This is a genomic window from Saccharothrix isguenensis (genome assembly GCF_052936305.1).
The window spans coordinates 3,901,532-3,920,904 of record NZ_CP193626.1; the positions used below are offsets into that span (position 1 = coordinate 3,901,532).

General features: G+C 73.8%; 19 protein-coding genes. 11 read left to right on the forward strand and 8 right to left on the reverse strand.

The features are described from left to right. Window positions 1-31 precede the first annotated feature (31 nt). Complete coding sequence (locus ACRAKI_RS17745; protein WP_447008210.1) at window positions 32-568, forward strand: EF-hand domain-containing protein; 537 nt, start codon at window positions 32-34, stop codon at window positions 566-568. Window positions 569-632: 64 nt separating this feature from the next. Here ACRAKI_RS17745 and ACRAKI_RS17750 read toward each other — a convergent pair whose 3' ends face one another. Genes ACRAKI_RS17750 through ACRAKI_RS17775 form a run of 6 tightly spaced genes read right to left on the reverse strand, consistent with a single transcriptional unit; the run spans window position 633 to window position 6,085 of the window. Beyond that, complete coding sequence (locus ACRAKI_RS17750) at window positions 633-1,046, reverse strand: DUF6917 domain-containing protein (protein ID WP_447008443.1); 414 nt, start codon at window positions 1,044-1,046, stop codon at window positions 633-635. Then, entirely contained in the window at window positions 1,046-1,945 is a 900-nt protein-coding gene (locus ACRAKI_RS17755) for a Gfo/Idh/MocA family protein (RefSeq protein WP_447008211.1), read from the reverse strand. Before ACRAKI_RS17755 ends, ACRAKI_RS17750 begins: the two co-directional genes overlap by 1 nt. Beyond that, window positions 1,942-2,994: an Ldh family oxidoreductase gene (locus tag ACRAKI_RS17760; protein WP_447008212.1), complete on the reverse strand. Its 1,053-nt coding sequence runs from the start codon at window positions 2,992-2,994 to the stop codon at window positions 1,942-1,944. Before ACRAKI_RS17760 ends, ACRAKI_RS17755 begins: the two co-directional genes overlap by 4 nt. Then, a complete protein-coding gene (locus ACRAKI_RS17765; protein WP_447008213.1) occupies window positions 2,991-4,226 on the reverse strand; it encodes a M20/M25/M40 family metallo-hydrolase in 1,236 nt (411 codons plus the stop codon). Before ACRAKI_RS17765 ends, ACRAKI_RS17760 begins: the two co-directional genes overlap by 4 nt. A gap of 13 nt (window positions 4,227-4,239) precedes the next feature. Beyond that, window positions 4,240-5,058 (reverse strand): sugar phosphate isomerase/epimerase family protein, encoded by an 819-nt coding sequence (locus tag ACRAKI_RS17770; protein ID WP_447008214.1) that lies wholly within the window; start codon window positions 5,056-5,058, stop codon window positions 4,240-4,242. Then, on the reverse strand, window positions 5,048-6,085 hold the full coding sequence (locus ACRAKI_RS17775) for a Gfo/Idh/MocA family protein (RefSeq protein WP_447008215.1): 1,038 nt from the start codon (window positions 6,083-6,085) through the stop codon (window positions 5,048-5,050). Before ACRAKI_RS17775 ends, ACRAKI_RS17770 begins: the two co-directional genes overlap by 11 nt. A gap of 283 nt (window positions 6,086-6,368) precedes the next feature. Between ACRAKI_RS17775 and ACRAKI_RS17780 the strand changes: the two genes are divergently transcribed. The 6 genes from ACRAKI_RS17780 to ACRAKI_RS17805 are packed head-to-tail and all read left to right on the forward strand — an operon-like array spanning window position 6,369 to window position 13,147. Then, window positions 6,369-7,469, forward strand: coding sequence for a DegT/DnrJ/EryC1/StrS family aminotransferase (locus ACRAKI_RS17780; protein WP_447008216.1), 1,101 nt, complete (start codon window positions 6,369-6,371; stop codon window positions 7,467-7,469). After that, complete coding sequence (locus tag ACRAKI_RS17785; protein WP_447008217.1) at window positions 7,466-8,572, forward strand: DegT/DnrJ/EryC1/StrS family aminotransferase; 1,107 nt, start codon at window positions 7,466-7,468, stop codon at window positions 8,570-8,572. The genes ACRAKI_RS17780 and ACRAKI_RS17785 overlap by 4 nt, the downstream gene beginning before the upstream one ends. Window positions 8,573-8,581: 9 nt before the next feature. Further along, window positions 8,582-9,505, forward strand: coding sequence for a UbiA family prenyltransferase (locus ACRAKI_RS17790; RefSeq protein WP_447008218.1), 924 nt, complete (start codon window positions 8,582-8,584; stop codon window positions 9,503-9,505). Beyond that, window positions 9,502-10,818, forward strand: a complete 1,317-nt coding sequence (locus ACRAKI_RS17795) for an NAD(P)/FAD-dependent oxidoreductase (RefSeq protein WP_447008219.1) — start codon at window positions 9,502-9,504, stop codon at window positions 10,816-10,818. The genes ACRAKI_RS17790 and ACRAKI_RS17795 overlap by 4 nt, the downstream gene beginning before the upstream one ends. Further along, entirely contained in the window at window positions 10,815-12,383 is a 1,569-nt protein-coding gene (locus ACRAKI_RS17800; RefSeq protein ID WP_447008220.1) for a class I adenylate-forming enzyme family protein, read from the forward strand. Before ACRAKI_RS17795 ends, ACRAKI_RS17800 begins: the two co-directional genes overlap by 4 nt. After that, window positions 12,380-13,147, forward strand: coding sequence for a class I SAM-dependent methyltransferase (locus ACRAKI_RS17805; protein ID WP_447008221.1), 768 nt, complete (start codon window positions 12,380-12,382; stop codon window positions 13,145-13,147). The genes ACRAKI_RS17800 and ACRAKI_RS17805 overlap by 4 nt, the downstream gene beginning before the upstream one ends. A 136-nt stretch (window positions 13,148-13,283) precedes the next feature. Here the strand turns inward: ACRAKI_RS17805 and ACRAKI_RS17810 are convergent, their stop codons facing one another. Next, a complete protein-coding gene (locus ACRAKI_RS17810; protein WP_447008222.1) occupies window positions 13,284-13,658 on the reverse strand; it encodes a hypothetical protein in 375 nt (124 codons plus the stop codon). Between the two features lie 138 nt (window positions 13,659-13,796). Between ACRAKI_RS17810 and ACRAKI_RS17815 the strand changes: the two genes are divergently transcribed. From ACRAKI_RS17815 to ACRAKI_RS17825, 3 genes are read left to right on the forward strand one after another with little or no spacing between them, the layout of a single operon-like run. Next, window positions 13,797-14,552 (forward strand): CoA transferase, encoded by a 756-nt coding sequence (locus tag ACRAKI_RS17815; RefSeq protein WP_447008223.1) that lies wholly within the window; start codon window positions 13,797-13,799, stop codon window positions 14,550-14,552. Next, window positions 14,549-16,015 (forward strand): class I adenylate-forming enzyme family protein, encoded by a 1,467-nt coding sequence (locus ACRAKI_RS17820; protein ID WP_447008224.1) that lies wholly within the window; start codon window positions 14,549-14,551, stop codon window positions 16,013-16,015. Before ACRAKI_RS17815 ends, ACRAKI_RS17820 begins: the two co-directional genes overlap by 4 nt. After that, entirely contained in the window at window positions 16,005-16,412 is a 408-nt protein-coding gene (locus ACRAKI_RS17825; protein ID WP_447008225.1) for a carboxymuconolactone decarboxylase family protein, read from the forward strand. Before ACRAKI_RS17820 ends, ACRAKI_RS17825 begins: the two co-directional genes overlap by 11 nt. Window positions 16,413-16,429: 17 nt before the next feature. On the opposite strand, the gene ACRAKI_RS17830 is transcribed toward ACRAKI_RS17825, so the two are convergent. Further along, window positions 16,430-18,043 (reverse strand): outer membrane protein assembly factor BamB family protein, encoded by a 1,614-nt coding sequence (locus tag ACRAKI_RS17830; RefSeq protein WP_447008226.1) that lies wholly within the window; start codon window positions 18,041-18,043, stop codon window positions 16,430-16,432. A gap of 96 nt (window positions 18,044-18,139) precedes the next feature. Between ACRAKI_RS17830 and ACRAKI_RS17835 the strand changes: the two genes are divergently transcribed. Beyond that, a complete protein-coding gene (locus tag ACRAKI_RS17835) occupies window positions 18,140-19,363 on the forward strand; it encodes an FAD-binding protein (protein WP_447008227.1) in 1,224 nt (407 codons plus the stop codon). Window positions 19,364-19,373: the final 10 nt, after the last annotated feature.

Consider the following 19,373-nt stretch of genomic DNA (forward strand, 5'->3'; position numbering starts at 1 on the left):
GCTCCAACTCCGAGGAGAGTCCCGAATGGTCATGTCCACGACGGTCAAGAACGATCGGCTCAAGAAGCGCTTCGAGAAGTGGGACGTCAACGGCAACGGTCGGATCGAGAAGTCCGACTACGAGGCCGAGGCGATCCGCATCATCAAGGCTTTCGGCGAGGACGAGTCGTCGCCGCAGGCGCGTGCGCTGGTCGACGCCTACATCTCGATGTTCGAGTTCCTGGCGACCAAGGCCGGCGTCGGTGCGGATGGCGCGATGACCGAGGACCAGTTCCTGAGCGTCGTCGAGGCGCAGGTGTTCGCCGAGGGCGACGCCGGCTTCAACCGGGTGGTCCGGCCGACGGTCGCGGCCATGGTGGGCCTGTCCGACACCGACGGCGACGGCGAGGTGAGCCCGTCCGAGTTCCGCAAGTGGCTGGAGGCGATCGGCGTGGACGCCTCGTCCGCCGTCGAGGCGTTCCGCACCATCGACACCAACGGCAGCGGGACGCTGACCGTGGAAGAGCTGGTGAGCGCGGTGCGCGCCTACCACTTCGGCACCCTGGACGTGCCGCTGCTCGGCCACTGACCTGACACACGCGAACGGCGCCTCGGGGATGATCCCGGGGCGCCGTTCCGCTCAGTGGGGTGGGTCAGGAGGCGGGGACGACGGCCGGGCTGAACACCACGCCCATCTCGGGTCGGAGGCCGAGTTCCGGGCCGGTGCGCGGAGTGGGGGTGCTGATCAGGATGTTGTAGTGGTTCGGGTGGTGGCAGGCGTCGAAACCGAGCACGGTGCCGACCAGCCCGCCGTCGCACCACACCTCGTCGCCCCGGTCGATCACGCCCGCGTTGGCGATCTCCACGAAACCGACGAACGCGACCCGGTCGACGCGCGCGCCCGGTGCGGTGTCGTCGTGGTCCGTGGCCACCAGCTCGTGCACCTCGCCGCGGCGCACGCAGCGGCTCGCGAACGGCTCCAGGCTCATCCCGCGGTCGTCGCGGCGGTGCACCAGGACCTTCACCACCCGGCTGCCGACCGCCCGCTTGTCGCCGTCCTCCACCATCACGCGCCCTCTCGTCGGTATGCCTCGTCCACCAGGTCCAACGCGGCCAGGCCGCCGTCCCGCCACGCGGACCGCAGCGGCACGGCCCTCGCGAAGTCGTGCAGCACGCCGGTGTACTCGTGCCACAGCGAGCCCTTGAACTCGTCGAACCCGGCGAGCATGTCCGCGTGCAGCACCGTCCCGTCGGTCAGCCGGACCGTCACGTCCTTGGTCTCGCCGGGGTGGGACCAGTCCAGCTCCACCAGCGCCGGCGCGGTGCCGCGCACGTGCAGGACGGCGTGCCGGTCGACGCCCGCCGCGCGGGTGATCCGCGCCGACTCCAGGATCGGTTCACCGAGGAACAGCCGGACCAGGTCCAGCGCGTTCGGCCCGTTGTCCGCCACGCACCCGCCGCCGGACCGCGCCGGGTCGAGGTACCAGCGGTCGCGGCCGACGTGCTCCTCGATCCGCTCCAGGTAGCGCACGGTCAGCTCGGCGATCGGCGCGCCACCGGTCAGCTTGTCCCGCAACGCCAGCACGTTCGCGTTGTACCGGCGGTGGAACGCGGTGAACAGCGCCACGTCCCGCGCCCGCGCCGCCTCGGCCACCGCCAGACCGTCCCGCAGGGTGGTGGCCAGCGGCTTCTCGACGCACACCGGCAGGCCGCACGCGATGGCGTCCAGCGCGACACCGGCGTGGACGTCGTTCGGCGCCGTCACCACCACCGCGTCCACGCCGCCCGCGTCGAGCATCGCCCGGTGGGACCGGTACGCGGGCACGCGGTGCCCGGCGGTCGCCGCTTCGTCGGGATCGCACACGGCGGCCAGCTCGAAGCGCGGGGAGGAGGCGATCGCGGCCAGGTAGAACCGCGAGATCACCCCGAGCCCCACCACGCCCAACCGGATCACGTCGGGGGTCACCCGGCCTCCCGCAGCTCCGGCGCGACCGCGCGCAGCTCCTCGTACAGCTCCTCCGGCACGGGCACGCCGTGCGCCCGCCGCCACCGCGCCCGTTCACCCTCGTGCCAGCCGGGATACGTGACCGCCTCGCGCGGGTCCACGGGCAGCGCCCGCACGACCGCACCGAACAGCGCCGACGCGTCGTCGGCGAACCCGGACCGCAGCGCGGACGGCGCGAACGCCAACGCGGTCACCCCGATGTCGTCGTCCCGCGACGCGGACGACGTCGGTCCGGTCGCCGCGCCCGGCACCAGCGCGGCCAGCACCTCGACCAGCAGCCCCAGCCCGAAACCCTTGTAGGCGCCCGTCTCGGGCGCGCCGCCCAGCCACAGCAGGTGGCCGTCACCCCGGTCGAACGCGGCCGGATCGGTCACGGGCGTCCCGTCGTCCGCGGCCAGCCACCCGGGCGGGATCTCCTCACCCGCCCTGGCCGCCGCCCGCACCCGACCCGTCGGGACCACCGTCGTGCTCATGTCCAGCACGAACGGCGGCCGGTCGCCCGCCGGGCACGCCAACGCGAGCGGGTTCGTGCCCAGCATCGGCTCCCGGCCGCCCGGCGGCGGGGCGATGCGCTGCCCACCGCAGTTCGAGACGACCAACCCCACCATGCCGTGCGCCACCGCCCGCGCCGCGTGGTGCCCGGCGCACCCGATGTGCGTCGCGCCGCGCAACGTGACCATGCCGATCCCGTACCGCGCCGCCCGCGCAGCGGCCAGCTCCATCGCCTGGGACGCGGACCACAGCCCCAACGCCTTCCGCGCGTCGGCCAGCACGGACGCGCCCAGGTCGGCGATCACCGCCATGTCGGCGGCCGGGTCCGTGCGGCCCGAGTCGAACAGCGGCAGGTACAGCCTGGTCAGGTTCACCAGGCCGTGCGTGCTCATCCCGGTCAGGTCGCCGTGGCACAACGCCTCCGCGGCGACCGCGGCCCGGTCGGGCGGCATCCCGCGCTCGCGGAAAACACCGGTGACGGTGGCCAGCAGGGTCGGGTAGGGCACCAGGACGGTCATGTTCCTCCGTTCCGCGCGAACCGCACGACGACGTCCCGGACCACGTCGGTGAACCGGTCGAGGTCGGCGACGTCGGCGTGTTCGCCGCGCGCGTGGGCGTTGTTGGCGTCCAGCGATCCGGGGCCGAGGACGGCGGTCCGCGCGCCCGGCACGTCGGCCAGCCAGATCGCGTCGCAGGTGAACGCTGGTTCGTGCGCGGGCCAGCGCGGCACGACGCCGTCCAGCAGCGGGACGTCCTGCGGCGGCAGCGCGGGCAGGCCGCGCTTGCGCCACTCCAGCCGGGTGATGGCGGCGGCGTCGACGGCGGTGCGGTGGAACGGCGGCAGACCGCGGAACCGGGTGGTGAACGCGGCCAGCCCTTCGCGCAGCGCCGCGTCCAGCGCCACGGCCAGCACCCGGGCCGACGCGGTGCTGCCGTAGGACAGGTTCAGCAGCAGCTCGCCGGTGCCGTACACGCGGTTGTGCATGCGGCCGGTGTGCAGGCCCGCCACGCACACCTGCCCGTCGGCCACCCGCCCGGCCAGCGCGCCGGCGAGGTGCTGGCCGAGGAAACCGAGCAGCACCGACGCGTTGTGCCCGGCCTGCGGCCGGTCGTCGATCGCGTCCTCGCCGCACACCCGGACGCACGCCGTCATCGCGGCCGTGGACCGGGGCAGGTAACGCAGGTCGGTGGGCTCGCAGAACACGTTGAGGCTGCCGTGGAAACCGGCCTCGACCAGCGGACGGGTGCCGAACACGCCCATCGCGCCGCCCTCCTCGCCGGACACCGCCTGGATCAGCACGCTCACGTCCCGCCCCACCGCCGGGTCGGCCAGCGCGGCGCGAACGCCGGCCAGCAACGCCACGGCCGGGCCCTTCGCGTCGATCGCGCCGCAACCGTGGAACCGGACGCCGTCGAAGCCGACCGGCTCGAACGGCGCGACCGTGTCCAGGTGCACGTTGAACATCACGGTCGGCGCGGCCTCGCCGACGCGCAGCACCAGGCTCGGCTGCCGTTCCAGGAAGTCCGGGTCTTCGGCGATCGCCTCGCGGACCACGGCGGGCACGTCGTGCCGCAGCACGTCCGCCTCCCGCGCCGCACCGAGGTGGACGGTCCGCATCCCGAAGTCCTCGGCGGCTTCCGCGTACGCGTCCATCGCGTCCCACAGGCGGACCTCGGCGGTCGTCTCCAACGGGCCGGCGGTGGGAAGGGCGAGCAGGTGGAGCAGCAGCTCCCGATCCTGGTCGATCACCGCACGAACCCGATCACCGCACCAGCCCGGCCATGGCCCGACCGGCCGCGACGAACGCGGACGCCGCGTCCGGGGCGAGCGCGCCGGAGGCGTGCGGCAGCAGCGACACGTGCGGTTCCAGCGACCAGGCGCCCCGGTAACCGTTGGCGCGCAACAACGCCACGCAGTCCGCCACCCTCGCCTCACCGGACCCGGGCAGCACGAACCGGTCGTCGAAGGCGTCCTTGACGTGCACGTGCTCGACGTGCGCGACGACCTCCCGCAGCAACGCGTACCCGTCGTAGCCGTGCGCGAGGCCGTTGCCGGTGTCGAACAGCAGCTTCAACGCCGGGCTGCCCACCGCGGCGAGCAGACCGAGCGCGCGTTCGGCGCTCATCCCCGCCCAGCCGGAGCAGTTCTCGTGCAGCAGCACGACACCGGCCGCCTCGGCACGCTCGGCGAGGATCGCGACCCGCGTGATCGCCCTGTCGCGCCACCGCCGCTCGGACAGGCCCGCGTTCGGGTACGACATGATCCGCACGTACCGGGTGCCCAGCTCGGCGCACCGGCGCAGCAGCACGTCCAGCTCGGCCAGGTCGTCGTCGAACGGGGTGGTGATCGGGCGGGCCCAGCCGCCGATCCGCGACGCCAGGCACACCACCCTGACGTCGCACGCGGCCAGCGTCTTCGCCACCACCGAGAACTCCGCGTCGTCCAGGTCCGCGATCGCGCGGCCGTCCACCGTGCGCAGCTCGATGTGCGACCAGCCCAGCTCGGCGAGCACCGCCAGCTGACCGGCCAGGTCCGGCGCCGCCTCGTCGGTGATGCCGGCCAGCACGGGCTCAGCGGACATGCGCGGCCACCGGGCCGGGCGACGCCTCACCGCGCGCGGCCGGTATCACCGGCTCGGCGCAGATGTTCTTGGCCACCGACAGCAGCTGCACCACGTCCGTGGCGAACGCGAACCCGCGCGCGTGCTGGTCGCTGGCGGCCTGGAAGAGCCGGTACGCGCGGAGCATCCACTCGGTGAGGGAATCGTCGCGCAGCACCTCGTGCTCGCTGCGCCCGTTGACGGTGACGGTGAGCTGGGAGTGGTCGTCGTCGTCGCTCACCGCGTAGTGGCCGATCGCGCTGCCCCGCTCGAACTCCACCGTGATCCGGCGCTCACGCACCGGTGACGTGAGGTCCGAGCTGATCTCCGTGCGCACCCCGCTGTTGTGCCGCAGGCCGATCCGCGCGCCGCCCATCCGCGGCACCACCACGTCGCCCACGGCCAGGTCGTACCCGGCGGCGTGCGTGACGCGGGCGCTGCCCGCGAGCCGCAGGGCCAGGGCCACGCCGTGCGGCAGCTCCACGTCGAACGCGGTCAGGTGGCTGGGCCTGGTGAGCGAGCGGCGGAAGCGCGGCTTGTTCTGCACGATCGAGATCGACCGGGGTTCGCCGAGCGTGCCGCCGCGGACCAGCTCGATGAGCCGCACGGTGAGCGAGCTGGTCAGCCACGGCTCCACGACCGCGATCCGCAGGCCGTGCTTGCGGCGCAGCCTGGTCAGCCGGGCGAGGTCGTCGGTGTCGGAGGCGAGCGGCTTCTCCGAGATCACGTTGCGGAAGCCGCGCTCGGCCAGCTCGGCCATCACCTCGGCGCGCACGGTCGGCGGTGTGCAGACGTGCGCCACCGTGTCGGACGGGTCGAGCAGCGCGGCGGCCTCGGCGAGGCTGCCCACCATCGCCAGGCCCGGCCGCTCCGCCGGCAGCCGACGCGGGTCGCACGCCACGATCTGCCGGTCGTCGAACAGCTGTCGGACCGAGGTCCGCGCCCTGGTCAGTACCGGCAGGTGCAGATCCGCCCCGGCCCGGCCCAACCCCACGACGAGTGTCCGCACTATGTGAGCCCTGTCTTCTCTCGTCCGGCTTGTCTCGTCCGGTATCGAAGGCATCGGGAATGAGTGATCCCATTGATTGACGGTGCCGACGTTGTCCTAATGGGGGTGGAGCTGTCAACACGAGGGTGCTGAATTGACCAGGAAGAGTGAACTCGGCCGCGATCGGGGGTTCGTCCGTTCGCCTGCCATACGCTCGCCCCCGGAAGCGGTGACCGCGGAGGTGAGTGCGCTGACCGTGCCATTCTTCACGCAATCGGCGACGTTTTCAGGATTGTGGCCGATAATGCGGAGGCACATTGTTGAAGTGGTCGAGAACGGCAAGTACTCGCACGGGAGCAAAGTCCTCGAACTGGAAGGCGCGCTGGCCGCGTACACCGGAGCCGCCCACGTCATCGGCGTGAACAGCGGCACCGACGCGCTGGTGCTTCTGCTGCGCGCGTGCGGGCTGCGCCCCGGTGACGAGGTGGTGGTGCCGGCGTTCTCGTTCATCGCGTCGGCGTCCTCGGTGGTGCTCGCGGGCGGGCGGCCGGTCTTCGCGGACATCGAGCCGGACGGCTACGGCCTCGATCCCGGCTCGGTCGCCGCCGTCGCCGGGCCGCGCGCCCGGTTCGTGATGCCGGTGCACCTGTTCCACCACCTCGCGGACATGACGGGCCTGGGGGAGGTGGCGCGCGAACTGGGGCTGACCGTGGTCGAGGACAGCGCCGAAGCGATCGGCATGCGCTACGACGGCGTGCACGCGGGCCTGCTCGGCGCTGGGGGAGTGCTGTCCTTCTTCCCCACCAAGACCCTCGGCGCGCTCGGCGACGCCGGCGCGGTCGTCACGAACGACCCCGATATCGCCGAGGCGGTGGGCGCGCTGCGCCACCACGGGCGGTTCGGCCGCACGATCGACAACTTCCCCGGCATCGCCACCACCACCGGCCTGGTCGGGGTGAACAGCAAGATGGACGACGTCCAGGCCGCCGTGCTGCTGGTCAAGCTGGACCGGCTGGAAGAGGACGTCCACCGCCGGGCGGCGCTCGCCGAGCGGTACGCCGAGGCGCTGGCCGGTGTGCCCGGCGTGCGGAAGCTGCCGTCGGTCGTGACCCGCCGGCGGAGTGTGCGCGGCGTGTTCTACGTGTACGTGGTCGAAGTGGACCGGCGGGACGAGCTGGCGGCGCACCTGGCCGGGCTCGGTGTCGGCACGGAGACCTACTACCCCGTGCCGATGCACCTCCAGCCGTGCTTCGCCGACCTCGGCCACCGGCCCGGCGACTTCCCGAACGCGGAGGCGGCGTGCCGTCGCACGCTCGCGTTGCCGCTCTACGCGGACCTGCCGCTCGGCGACGTGGACCGGGTGTGCGACGCCATCCGCTCCTTCTACCTCGGACGGCCCGCGTGAGCATCCCGTTCTTCCCACCGGACCTGTTCGACGGCGACCTGCTGCTGGAGGTGGTCGAGGACGTCGGCCTCGCGCCGGACCAGCGGTTCATCCTCGGTGAGCGCACGGCCGGGTTCGAGGCGGTGCTGCGGGACTCGCTCGGCGTCGCCGACGCGGTGGCCTGCGGCAGCGGGACGTCCGCGTTGACGCTGGTGCTGCACGCGATGGACGTGGGGCCGGGCGACGAGGTGATCGTGCCCGCGTACGGGTGCGCGCCGCTGGCGTCCGCACCGTTGCTGCTGGGCGCGACGCCGGTGTTCGCCGACGTCGACCCGGCCGAGGTGGACAAGCTCGTCACCGAGCGCACCAAGGTCGTCATGCCCGCGCACGTGTTCTCGGTGATGGCGGACATGCCCGCGTTGCGGCGGATCGCGACCGAGGCGGGCGTGCGGCTGCTGGAGGACTCCGCGGTCGGCCAGGGCGGTGTGCTCGCCGGGCGGCCGGCCGGGACCTGGGGTGACGCGGGCGTGTTCTCGTTCGTCCAGGTCAAGACGTTCGGCATGCCCGGTGAGGGCGGCATGGTCGTCACCGGTGACGCCGCGCTCGGCCGGGTGGTGCGGATGCTGCGCAACCACGGCCAGGACGGCACGCAGCGGTTCGTGCACCACCGGATCGGCTACAACAGCCGGTTCGACGAGGTGATGGCCGCGTTCCAGCTGCGCCGGTTCGCCACCCTGCCCGCACGGCTCGAACGGCGGGCGCGGATCGGCGAGTACTACACCGACCGGTTCGCCGGGCTGGGAGGGCGGGGCGTGCTCGCGCCGCCACCGGGCCGGGACGGGCGCTGCTTCTACGTCTACTCGCTGCTCGCCGACCGGCGTGACGCGCTGCGCGACCACCTGACCGCCCACGGCATCGGCACGCACATCTACTACCAGGCGCCGCTGCCGCGCCAACCCGCGTTCGCCGAGCACGCGCAGCCGGGCCGGGACTGGCCCGCCGCCGCGTCGGCGGCGCGGCGCCAGCTGGCCATCCCGATCCACCCCCACCTGACGGACGCGCAGGTGGAGCACATCGCCGACGAAGTGTGCCGGTTCGCGGCCACATCCGGTCCCACGGCTTGAGGAGGCCCGATGACGACGACCGTCGCGCCCGGATCCACCGGTGCGTACGTGAAGCTCGCCAAGCTCGACATCGTCGACTACTACCTCGGCGTCCTGGTGGTGTGGGCGCTGCTCGTGCCCTCGCTGCGGCTGGACGGCGGCGTGCTCGCCACGATGGCGGTGTTCCTGGTCGGCGAGGTGTTCGTGATCGTCGCGATGGTCGCCCTGGACGACCTCACCGGGTACCGGGACGGCAGTGACATCGCGAACTACGCGCCGGACGCCCCGGCCCGCAAGCTCAACCGCAAACCGCTCGTCGCGGGCACCCTCACCGAGCCTCAGGTGCTCCGGTTCGGGCTGATCACGGCGGCGGTCGGCGCGGCGGTGTGGCTGGGCGCGCTGGCGATCGCGCCGCACCGTCCGATGTGGACGATCGTGCTGGTGGCGGTGACGTACTTCTTCGCGCTCCAGTACTCGTGGGGCGTGAAGCTGAGCTACCGCGGCTTCCAGGAGTTCTTCCTGGCCGCGCTGGGCTGGGCGCTGGTCATCGCGCCGTACGGCCTGGTCACGGGTGGAGTGGACGGCGTGGTCGTCGTGCAGGCGCTCATCTTCGGCCTGGGGCCGCTGCTGTTCGGCGTCTACTCCAACACCAACGACGTGGCGGGCGACCGGCGGGTCGGACGGCCCACCGTGGCCGCCCTGACGTCGCCGCGCGGCAACATGCTGTTCGTCGTGGGCGTCTCGGCGTGCGAGCTGCTGCTCATCCTGGCGCTGCCGCTGGTCGGCGGCCCGTGGTGGTTCCCGCTCGCGCTGCTGCCCACGATCCTGATGCGGGCCAGGCAGTTGCGCGTCGGGTTCGGCGAGGACGACATCCTGCGGGCCCGGCGGATCGGCATCGACGTGCACCGGCTGACCGTGGTGACGCTGGTCGTGGTGAACCTGGTGATCCGGTGACCGACCTCGACGTGGCCGTGATCGGCGGGGGGATCGCCGGGTTGGCCGCCGCGCACGAGCTGGCGCGGGCGGGCCGCGAGGTGCGGGTGTTCGAGGCGGCGGACCACGTCGGCGGGCGGATGGCGACGCGGCGCGTGGACGGGTTCGTGGTCGACACCGGGGCCGAGCAGATCTCCACCCACGGCTACCAGCACACGTGGGAACTGCTGCGGCGCCTGGGACTGGGCGCCGTGCCGAAGGTCGGCCGGCAGGTGGGCGTGTGGCGTGGCGGCCGGGTCCGGCGGGGTGTCGCGCACCCGCTGGGCCTGCTGACCGGCGCGGGCCTGTCCGTCCGGGCACGGGTGGACTTCCTGCGGGCGACCCGGGGCCTGGGAGCGGTGGACGCCGAACGGCCGGAGACGTCCCCGCTGGGCATGGCGACCATCGCCGAGTTCGCCGCGCCGTACCACCGCGACGTGCTGGAGTACCTGTGCCAGCCGGTGGTGTCCGGGTTCTTCGGGTGGCTGCCGGAACGGTCGGCCGCGGCGCCGTTCCTGGGGCTGCTCGGCGCGATCGGACCGTCCACGGCGTGGCGCACCTACGACGGCGGCATGGACGTGCCGGCGCGGGCGCTGGCCGCGCAACTGGACGTCACCACGTCGTTCCCGGTGCGGGAAGTGGTGGCCGGGCAGGGTTCCGCCCGGATCAGCGGTGACGGCACTGAGCTCCGCGCCCGGTCCGTGGTGCTCGCGGTGCCCGCGCCCGTCGCGCGGCAGGTCCACGTGAACGCCCCGGCGTACGAGCGGCCGTTCCTGGACGCGTGCACGTTCACCCCGATGGTGAAGGCGCACCTGATGCTGGACCACCGCCCCGAGTCGCGCGAGTACCTGATCGCCGTGCCGAGGTCGGAGAGCGGGTCGGTGTCGGTGGTGCTGCTGGACCACGTCAAGCACCCCGACCGGGCGCCTTCGGGATGCGGGCTGGTCACGGTGATCGCGAGCCCGGCGATGGCGCCCGCGCTGCTCGACCTGCCGGACGACGAGGTGGTGCGCGTGCTCGCCGACGAGGCCGGGCGGTTCGTGCCGGCGTTGCGCACGGGCGTCACGGGCTCGGTCGTGCACCGGTTCCGCCACGGCCTGCCCGAGGCCACACCGCGCGCCCTGGCGTTGCGCGGCGAGTTCGCGGCCCGCGTCGGCGGGGTCGTCGACTACGCGGGCGACTGGGTGGCCTTGGCCCCGTACAGCGAGGCCGCCGTGCGATCCGGTCGCCAGGCCGCCGCCCGGGTGCTCGCCCTGAACCCGTCGGACACCGGCACGAGGAGGCAGCTGGCATGAAGCCGCACGACATGGGCACGCTGTTCGACGAGGTGGCGGAGCGGCGCACGCACACCACCGTCCACCTGGACCGGCCGTTCGACATCGCGCCCACCGGCATCGTGACGTCCGACCGCGGACCGGTCGTGGACTACACCGTGCCGCAACTGGCCAGGCTGGTGCGCGAGGCGGCCGGCTGGCTGTACGCGGCGGGCGCGCGGCGGGGTGACCGGGTGGCGGTGGTGAAGCGCAACCACTACGACTACGACCTGCTCGCGTGCGCGGCCGTGCGGCTCGGCGCGGTGCCGGCGCTGCTGTCCGGGCACCTGCCGGACGACGTGCTGGAGATCCTGCTCAAGCGGCTGGACCCGGCCGTGCTGGTGACCGACCGGGTGCTGCCCGTCGACCTGGCGCGCCGGGTGCTGTCGCTCGGCCCGCCCATGCCCGGCGCGTTGACGCTGGACGACGTCCGCGGCTCGCGGGTGCCCGTGCCCCGGCACCGGCACGACGACGACCCGCTGATCGTCAACCACACGTCCGGCACCACCGGCGTGCCGAAGCTGGTCGTGCACACCACCCGCACGATCGTGCACCGGCTGGCCAGGTTCGAGGCGGTGCGCTGGCCGGTGATCGGCGTGCGCCGCGACGACGTGGTGGCCAACGCCGGCTCTTACGCGCACGGCCGCACGTTCTGCTGGACGGCCAGTGTGTTCTGCCTCGCGCCGCGCAAGATCGTCGTGCTCAGCGACCCGGCCGCGGCGCGCCCCGTGCTGGCGCGGCACCAGCCGACGACGGTGGAGGCGCTGCCCTCGGCGTACGTGCGGTGGCAGCCCTTGGCGGCACGGCCGGACAACCCGTTCCGCGACGTCCGGCTGTTCGTCAGCACCTACGACGCGATGCACCCGCCGGCCATGCGCGCGATGCTCGACGCGTCCCGCCGCAAGCGCCCGCTGTGGATGCAGGGCTGGGGGCAGACCGAGACCGGCCCGCTGACGTTCCGGTTCCTCACCCGGCGTGCGCTCGAACGGTCGCTCGACGCGCGTGACCTGGGGCGTCCCGTACCCGGTCGGACGAAGCTGCGCGTGGTCGACCCGGTGACGTTCGAACCCGTGCCGCGCGGGCAGAGCGGGCTGGTGCTGGCGCGGACGGCGGCGCGGTGCACCGGGTACCTCGGCGAGCAGGACCGGTGGCAGGCCAAGAGCGACGGGGCGTGGTGGAACACCGGCGACCTCGCCGTGCTGACCCGTGGGGGCGCGGTGCGGCTGCTGGACCGCGAGGTGGACGCGGTGCCGGGGCTGAGCTGCCTGGAGGTGGAGGACCTGGTCGAGGACCGGTTGCCGGAGGTGGTGGAGTGCGTCGTGCTCGGCACGCCGGGCCGGCCGCCGATCCCGGTGCTGGTGACGGAAGGGCCGGTGGACCCGGCGGTGTGGCGGCGGGCGGTGGCCGACCTGCCCGCGATGGCCGATCCGCACGTGCTGGCCTGGGACGACGTGCCGCGCACCGCCACCGGCAAGGTCCGCCGGCTGGACCTGCTCACCCGGCTGGTCGGCAGCGCGGAGACGTGCGGCACCGGGCGGTGGACGTGACCACGTACGTGTTCGACCGGGCGCACGTGACCGAGCAGCACCGCTGCCTGGCCGCCGCGTACGACCCGGTGACGTTCGCCCGGCTGGCGCGGATCGGCGTCAAGCCCGGCTGGCGGTGCCTGAACGTCGGCGCGGGCGGCGGCAGCGTGGCGCACTGGCTGGCCGCGCGCGGCGCGACGGTGGTGGCGACGGACGGTCAGCCGGACCACGTGTCGCCCAGGCCCCGGTTGACCGTGCTGCGGCACGACGTGGTGTGCGACCCGCTGCCCGAGGCCGAGTTCGACCTGGTCCACGTGAGGCTGGTGCTGCGGCACCTGCCGGAGCGCGACGCGGTGCTGCGCAAGCTCGTCGCCGCGCTCAAGCCCGGCGGGTGGCTCCAGGTGGACGAGTTCGACAACTCGTACAGCCCGGTGCTGCTCGCGCCGGACCGGCGGGCCGCCGAACTGTACGAGACGTTCCTGGCGATCAAGGAGAGCGTGTTCGACGCGTTCGGCGTGGACGGCGCGTGGGGGCGCAAGGCGGCCGGCGCGATGGTGCGGGCCGGGCTGGTCGACGTGGACCCGCGGGTGGTCGTGCACCCGTGGCGGGCCGGGTCGCCGGGCGTGCGGCTGCTCGCGCACAGCACGCACATGTTGCGGGACAACCTGCTCGCGGCGGGCATGACGGACGGGCAGTTGGCGGCCGTGCGCGAAGTGCTGGCCGACGCGAGGTTCATGGCCGCTTCGCCGGTCGTCTACTCCGTGCACGGACGGCGGCCCGCGTGACGTCGACGGTGACGGCGGTGCCGTGGTCGGGGCCGGTGCACCTGCCGCTGGCCGGCGAGCTGGACGTGCAGGCCGCGTGCGGGTTGATGCACGTGCACGGACGCCGGTTCGGCCGGCCCACCGCGCTCGGCTCGGACTACGCGTCGACCGTGGCCGCCGAGCTGGACTCGATCGGTGGGCTCGCGCTCGACGTGGCGCGGCTGCGCGGTGTTCCGGTGCGGTCGGTGTCGACGTCGGTCGCGCAGGCCGCGTTGCTCGCGGTGTCGCAGTACCTGGCGGCGGCCACGGCGGACGAGCCGGACCCGGTGGGCCGGGGCGTGGGCGGGCCGCCGTTCCGGTCGGTGGACGGGGTGGCGTTCGAGGTCGAGGCGTTGGACGCGGACGTGTGGCGGCGGTTCTGGGCCGGGGTGGACGCCGATCCGGCTGCGGTGGCGGCCGGGTGGCGGCCGTTCCAGCACCGGTTCGCCACCGCGACGTGCCCGTTGCCGCCGGAGTTGACGGGGTTGACCACGAGACTGCCGATCGCGCGGCTGGAGCACGTCGCCGCGGTGACCGGTATGACGCTGGTGCGGGTGGCGCGGCGAGCGGTGGACGACCTGCCGCCGTACCGGATCCGGGCGACCGGTGCGGTGTCGGTGGACAGCGGGGCGTGCCAGCCGGGGACCTGGCCGGTGCCGGGAGGCTGCCGCTGTCCGGGCTGGTGGTGGTGGAATCGTGCCGGCGGGTGCAAGGCCCGCTGGCCGGGCACCTGCTGTGGCAGCTCGGAGCGTCCGTGGTGCGGGTCGAGCCGCCGGGCGGCGATCCGCTGCGGGGCGTGCCGCCGATGTCCGGTGACGTGTCGGCCCGCTTCCACGCCCTCAACCGCGGCAAGCGGGTGGTCGAGGCGGATCTCGGCACCGTGGCCGGCCGGCGTCGGCTGCTGGAGCTGGCGTCGGGCGCGGACGTGTTCCTGCACAACTGGGCGCCGGGCAAGGCCACCGCGTGGGGGCTGACGGCACGGGAGGTCGCTCGGGCGCGCCCCGGGATCGTGTACGCGCACGCGTCCGGCTGGGGTGACGCGCTGGGCCCCCGCCCGCCGTTGGGCACGGACTTCGTGGTGCAGGCGCACGCCGGGGTGCCGCCGTCCCTGATGACGATCGTGGACGTGTTCGGCGGGGTGGTGTGCGCCCGAGGGGTCGTGGAGGCCGTCGGCCGGCGGATCAGGTCCGGCGTGGGGCAGTCGGTGGCGTCGTCGCTGCTGTCGGCGGCCTCGCGGTTGAACGCACGGGCGTCGCGGCGGTGCACCGCGTCGTTGAGCGTGCCGGTGTGCACCGACCTGGCGGAGTTGGGGCGGGATCCGCGGTTCTCCCGCGCACTGGTGCGGGACGGGTGCGTGGTGCCGGTGTCGGCGTGGGAGTTCGGATGAGGTGGACGTCGTCCACCGGCGTCACGGTGCGGGACCTGGTGCCCGCCGAGCTGCGCCGGTCGTGGGTCGCGGCGGGGCACTGCCCGGATCGGGACCTGTACTCGCTGTTCCGGGACCGGGTGGTGGAGCACCCCGGCCGGACCGCGGTGATCGACGACGCCGGGTCGGTGGACTACGCGTCGTTGGACCGCTCCGTGCGGAGGCTGGCCGCGTCACTCCGGGAGTACGGCCCGTCCGACATCATTGGTCTCGACCTGCCGAACGGGCGGGAGGCGGTGGTGGCCGAGCTGGCGGTGGCGGCGGTCGGCGGGGTGGCGGTGCACCTGCCCGACGGCGGTTCGCCGGTGGCGAGCACGGTGATCAACGACGTGTCGGCCGCGCTGGAATCGCGCCGGGACGCTCCGCTGTCGCCGGTCGAGGTCGACCCGGAGGCGCCGGCGCGCGTGCTCGTGTCGTCCGGCTCGGAGGCCGCGCCGAAGCTGGTCGCCTACTCGCACAACGCCTTCGCCGGTGGTCGCGGCAACTACGTGCGGGCCGTGCACGGTGCCACGGCGGTGCCGCGCGACCTGGTGCTGGTGCCGCTGGCCTCGGCGTTCGGCTCGTTCGGCGCGGCGATCACGCTGTGCCGGTTCGGCGGGACGTTGATGTTGATGCGGCGGTTCGACGCGGCGGCGGCGTGGCGGGTGGTGGCCGAGCACCGGCCAACGCACGTGTTCGGCGTGCCGACGATGCTGCGCCGGATGGCCGCCTTGAAGTCCACTGCGGACAGCGCGTCGGTGCGCGCCGCGGTGTCGAGCGGCGACGTGCTGACGCCGGAGACGCTGGCGGACGTGCGGGCGGCGTTCGACTGCCCGGTGATCAACATCTACGGGTCGTCGGACGGCGTCAACTGCCACACGTCCACGCCCGAGCACGGTGTGGGACGGCCCGACCCGGCGGTGACCGACATCCGGGTCGTGGACGGTGAGATCTGCGCGCTCGGCCCGATGACACCGCTGTGCTACGTCGACGCGCCGGAGCTGGACGAGCGCCACCGCCTGCCCGGCGGCTGGGTGCGGACCGGTGACGAGGGGTTCTTCGATCCCGGCGGCACCCTGCACGTGGTCCGCCGGCTCAAGCGCGTGGTGATCCGCGGCGGTTACACCATCAGCCCGGCCGAGGTGGAGTCGGCGCTCGGCGGGCACCCGGCCCTGGCGGAGGCGGTGTGCGTGCCGGTGCCGGACCGGGATCTGGGGGAGCGGCTGTGCGCGTGCGTGGCCGTGCGTCCCGGGGACATCCCGCCGTCGCTGGGGCAGCTGACGGCGTTCCTGAGCGGACGCGGTGTGAGCCGCCGCAAGCTGCCCGAACACCTGCTGGTCCTGCCGGAACTGCCGTTGGGGCGGACGGGGAAGGTCTGCCTGCCCACCGTCACCCGACTGGCCGCCGAACAACTGTCACGAGGAGGTGGTGGCGATGGGACTTGATCCGTTCGCCGGGCCGGGGTTCGCCGCGTTGGGAGCCTTGGCCAAGGCCGTTGACGACGTGAACCTGCCGGTCGGGCTGGTCGAACTGGTGCGGGTGCGGTGCTCGCAGATCAACGGGTGCACGTATTGCACCCGGCTGCACACCGACGCCGCCGCGCAGGCGGGGGAGGTGCGCGATGTCTCCTCGTGGCGCACCTCGCCGGCGTTCACGGAGGTGGAGCGCGCGGTCCTCGCGTTGGCCGAAGCGGTGACGCTGGTGCACGACGGCCACGTGCCGGACGCCGTCCTCGACACCGCGACAAGCGCGCTCGGCGAGGTGCGGGTCCAGCAGGTCGTGTGGGTGGCGACCGTGGTCAACGCCTACAACCGGTTGGCGATCAGCGCGCGGCTCACCTGAACCCCCCCGGCGGTCGGTCAGCCCGTCAGACCGACCACGGGGGACGGGGTGCCGCCGAACGCCGTGCGGGTGAGCACGACCGCTCCGGGCGCGGCGACGAGGTGGACGTCGGACCGCGAGCCCGAGCCGTCCAGGCGGACCGGTGTGGACGTGGGCGGTGAGCCGTCCAAGGACTGCGTCACCACGGTCATCTCACGGCCGGTGTCACCGCACGCGCGCAGGTAGGTGGTGCTCGTCGTGGTGTCCGCGGAGCGTGCCGGACAGGCCTCGACGGAGAGAGGCGTGACGGTGCCGGTGACCGGGTCGAGCGCGTGGACCTCGGTCACTCCGCCGTCCTGCCGGTGCTCCAGCAGTGGCTTGACGCCCACGTCGGTGCGCACGGTCCACGGCTGTTCCGGTCGGACCAGCACCCGGCCGGTCTCGGTGTCCAGCAGACCGTGGGGCACGGCGTCCGGCGCGGCGCGCACGCCGTACATCTGCACCGCCACCGCCGCACCGTCACGAGTAGCGCGCAGCAGGACGTCGTGCCGCTCGCCGTTCTCGGGACCGCGCGGCAGCACGTGGCGCCACCGTTCCAGGCCGGTCCCTTCGTCCAGGGCCAGGACGCCCAGCGAATCTGGGCACTCCACCGGCGCGAGCACCGTCGTGCGACCCCGCGCCACCTGGCCGAACCAGGACGTGCAGCCAGCCGGCGGCGCCCACTCCCACCGCCGCGCGCCCGTGACGAGGTCGTAACCGGTGATGGCCTGACCGTCGCGCACCGTCAACACCCGGCTGCCGGGCATGACCTGACCGGTCTCGACCAGCACGGACCGGACCACCAGCTCGAAGCGCGGTGATCCGGTGTCCGCGTCCAGCACGACGACCGCCTGGACCCTGGTGTCGCGCACCGACCGGAACGACACGAGCACCGTCCGCCGGTCCACCGACGCCACCAGCGTCCCCACCGCCGCGCCGGGCCGCGCGTACCGCCACTCCACCCGCCCGTCTGCGCCGTTCAAGGCGACCACCGACCCGTCCCGCGACGCCACGGCGACCCCGTGCCCGGCCGGCACGACGTCGACCACGTCGGCCGGCGGCTGCCACACCCACTGCCGCCCACCCGGCCGTTCCGCCACGGGCTCCGCCGGGAAGTCCCGGGCCTCGCGCGTCTCGGACCGGACGACCACCGCGTCGGCGGCCGAGGGCGCGACCAGAGCCGCAGCCGCGACGACAACCACCGTCACCACCCCGCCCGGCCGAACACCCCACCGGTCCGGTGGCTCCACCACCGCCTCAGGTGGCACGGCCTGCCGTTCCGCCGCCGATCCGCCCGGCGTTCGCACCGACGCGATCGCGCCCGCAGCCACGGCGAGCGAGCCCACGGCCAGCACCGGCAGGTCGTCGCCCGTCAAACCGGTCAGCAGGTCCGACAGCAGCAGCCACCACACCGCCGACGCCAGCCCGACACCCACGACCGCCGCCGTCGCCCGCGACCACCGACGGCCGCCCAGCGCCAACGCCGCTGCCGACACCACCCCGACCGCCAACCCGATCACCGTGACGTCCGCCCCGGGTCGGGGCACCCCACCGGACAGCAACGGCGCCAACCCGGCGCACAACGCACCCGCCACCGTCATGTACCGCAGCATCTCGGCACCTCCCCGCCTGGGACGGGAGGCGGCGGTGATCCGTTCCACCTGCTGCGACGCGCGTGCGGCCGGAGGCGATGAGGCAGAATCCGGCCGGTGAGCACCAACTGGGCAGGAAACTTCACCTTCTCCGCCGCGCGGACCGCGCACCCGACGTCGGTCGAGGAGGTCCGGGCCGCCGTCAAGGCCGCAGACTCGGCGCGGGTGGTCGGCGCGGGCCACTCGTTCAGCACGATCGCCGACACCGCGGGCACGCTGATCAGCCTGGACGGGATGCCCGAGGTGTTCGAGGCCGGGTCCGGGTCGGTGCGGGTGGGCGCCGGGATGCGGCTGGCCAGGCTCGCCGAGTTGCTGAACGCCGCCGGGCTGGCGCTGCCCGCCATGCCGTCGCTCCCGCACATCACGATCATCGGCGCGTGCGCGACCGCCACCCACGGCTCGGGGAACGACATCCCGTCGCTGGCGAGCCTGGTCCGCTCGCTCGACCTGGTCGCCGCCGACGGTGGCGTCATCACCTTGAGCAGGGGAGACGCCGGGTTCGACGGCGCGGTGGTGGCGTTGGGGTCGCTGGGCGTGGTGGTGGCGGTCGAGCTGGACGTGGTGCCGACGTTCGACGTCGAGCAGCGGGTCTACGAGGACATGCCGTTCGAGGCCCTGGTGGCGAACGTGGACGCCGTGTTCGCCAGTGCCTACAGCGTCAGCGCCTTCACCACCTGGCAGGGCGTCGCCCAGGTGTTCGTCAAGCAGCGCGCCGACGCACCCGCGCGCGACCTGACCTGGACGGGGGCGACACCCGCCACCCAGCCCCGGCACCCCGTGCCCGGCCAGCCCGCCCTGCACTGCACCGCCCAGCTCGGCGAGCCCGGCCCGTGGCACGAACGGCTGCCGCACTTCCGCGCCGACTTCACGCCGAGCGTCGGCCGGGAACTCCAGTCCGAGTACTTCGTCGCCAGGGAACACGCGGCCGACGCGCTGACCGCGCTGAACGAGCTGGGCGCGGACATCACGCCCTGGCTGCTGACCTCAGAGGTCCGCACCGTCGCCGCCGACACCCAGTGGCTCAGCCCGGTGCACGACCGGTCGAGCGTCGCGCTGCACTTCACCTGGATGCAGGACGACACGGCCGTGCGGGCCGCGCTCCGCAAGGTCGAGGCGGCGCTGGACCCGTGGCGTCCGCGTGCGCACTGGGGCAAGTTGTTCGAGATGGCCGACCCCGGCGCGCGGTACGAGAACTGGGCGCGGTTCGCCGAGCTGCGCGCCGGGCTCGACCCCACGGGCAAGTTCCGCAACACCCTGGTCGACGGCTGGTTCACGGGGTAGGCCCGAGCCC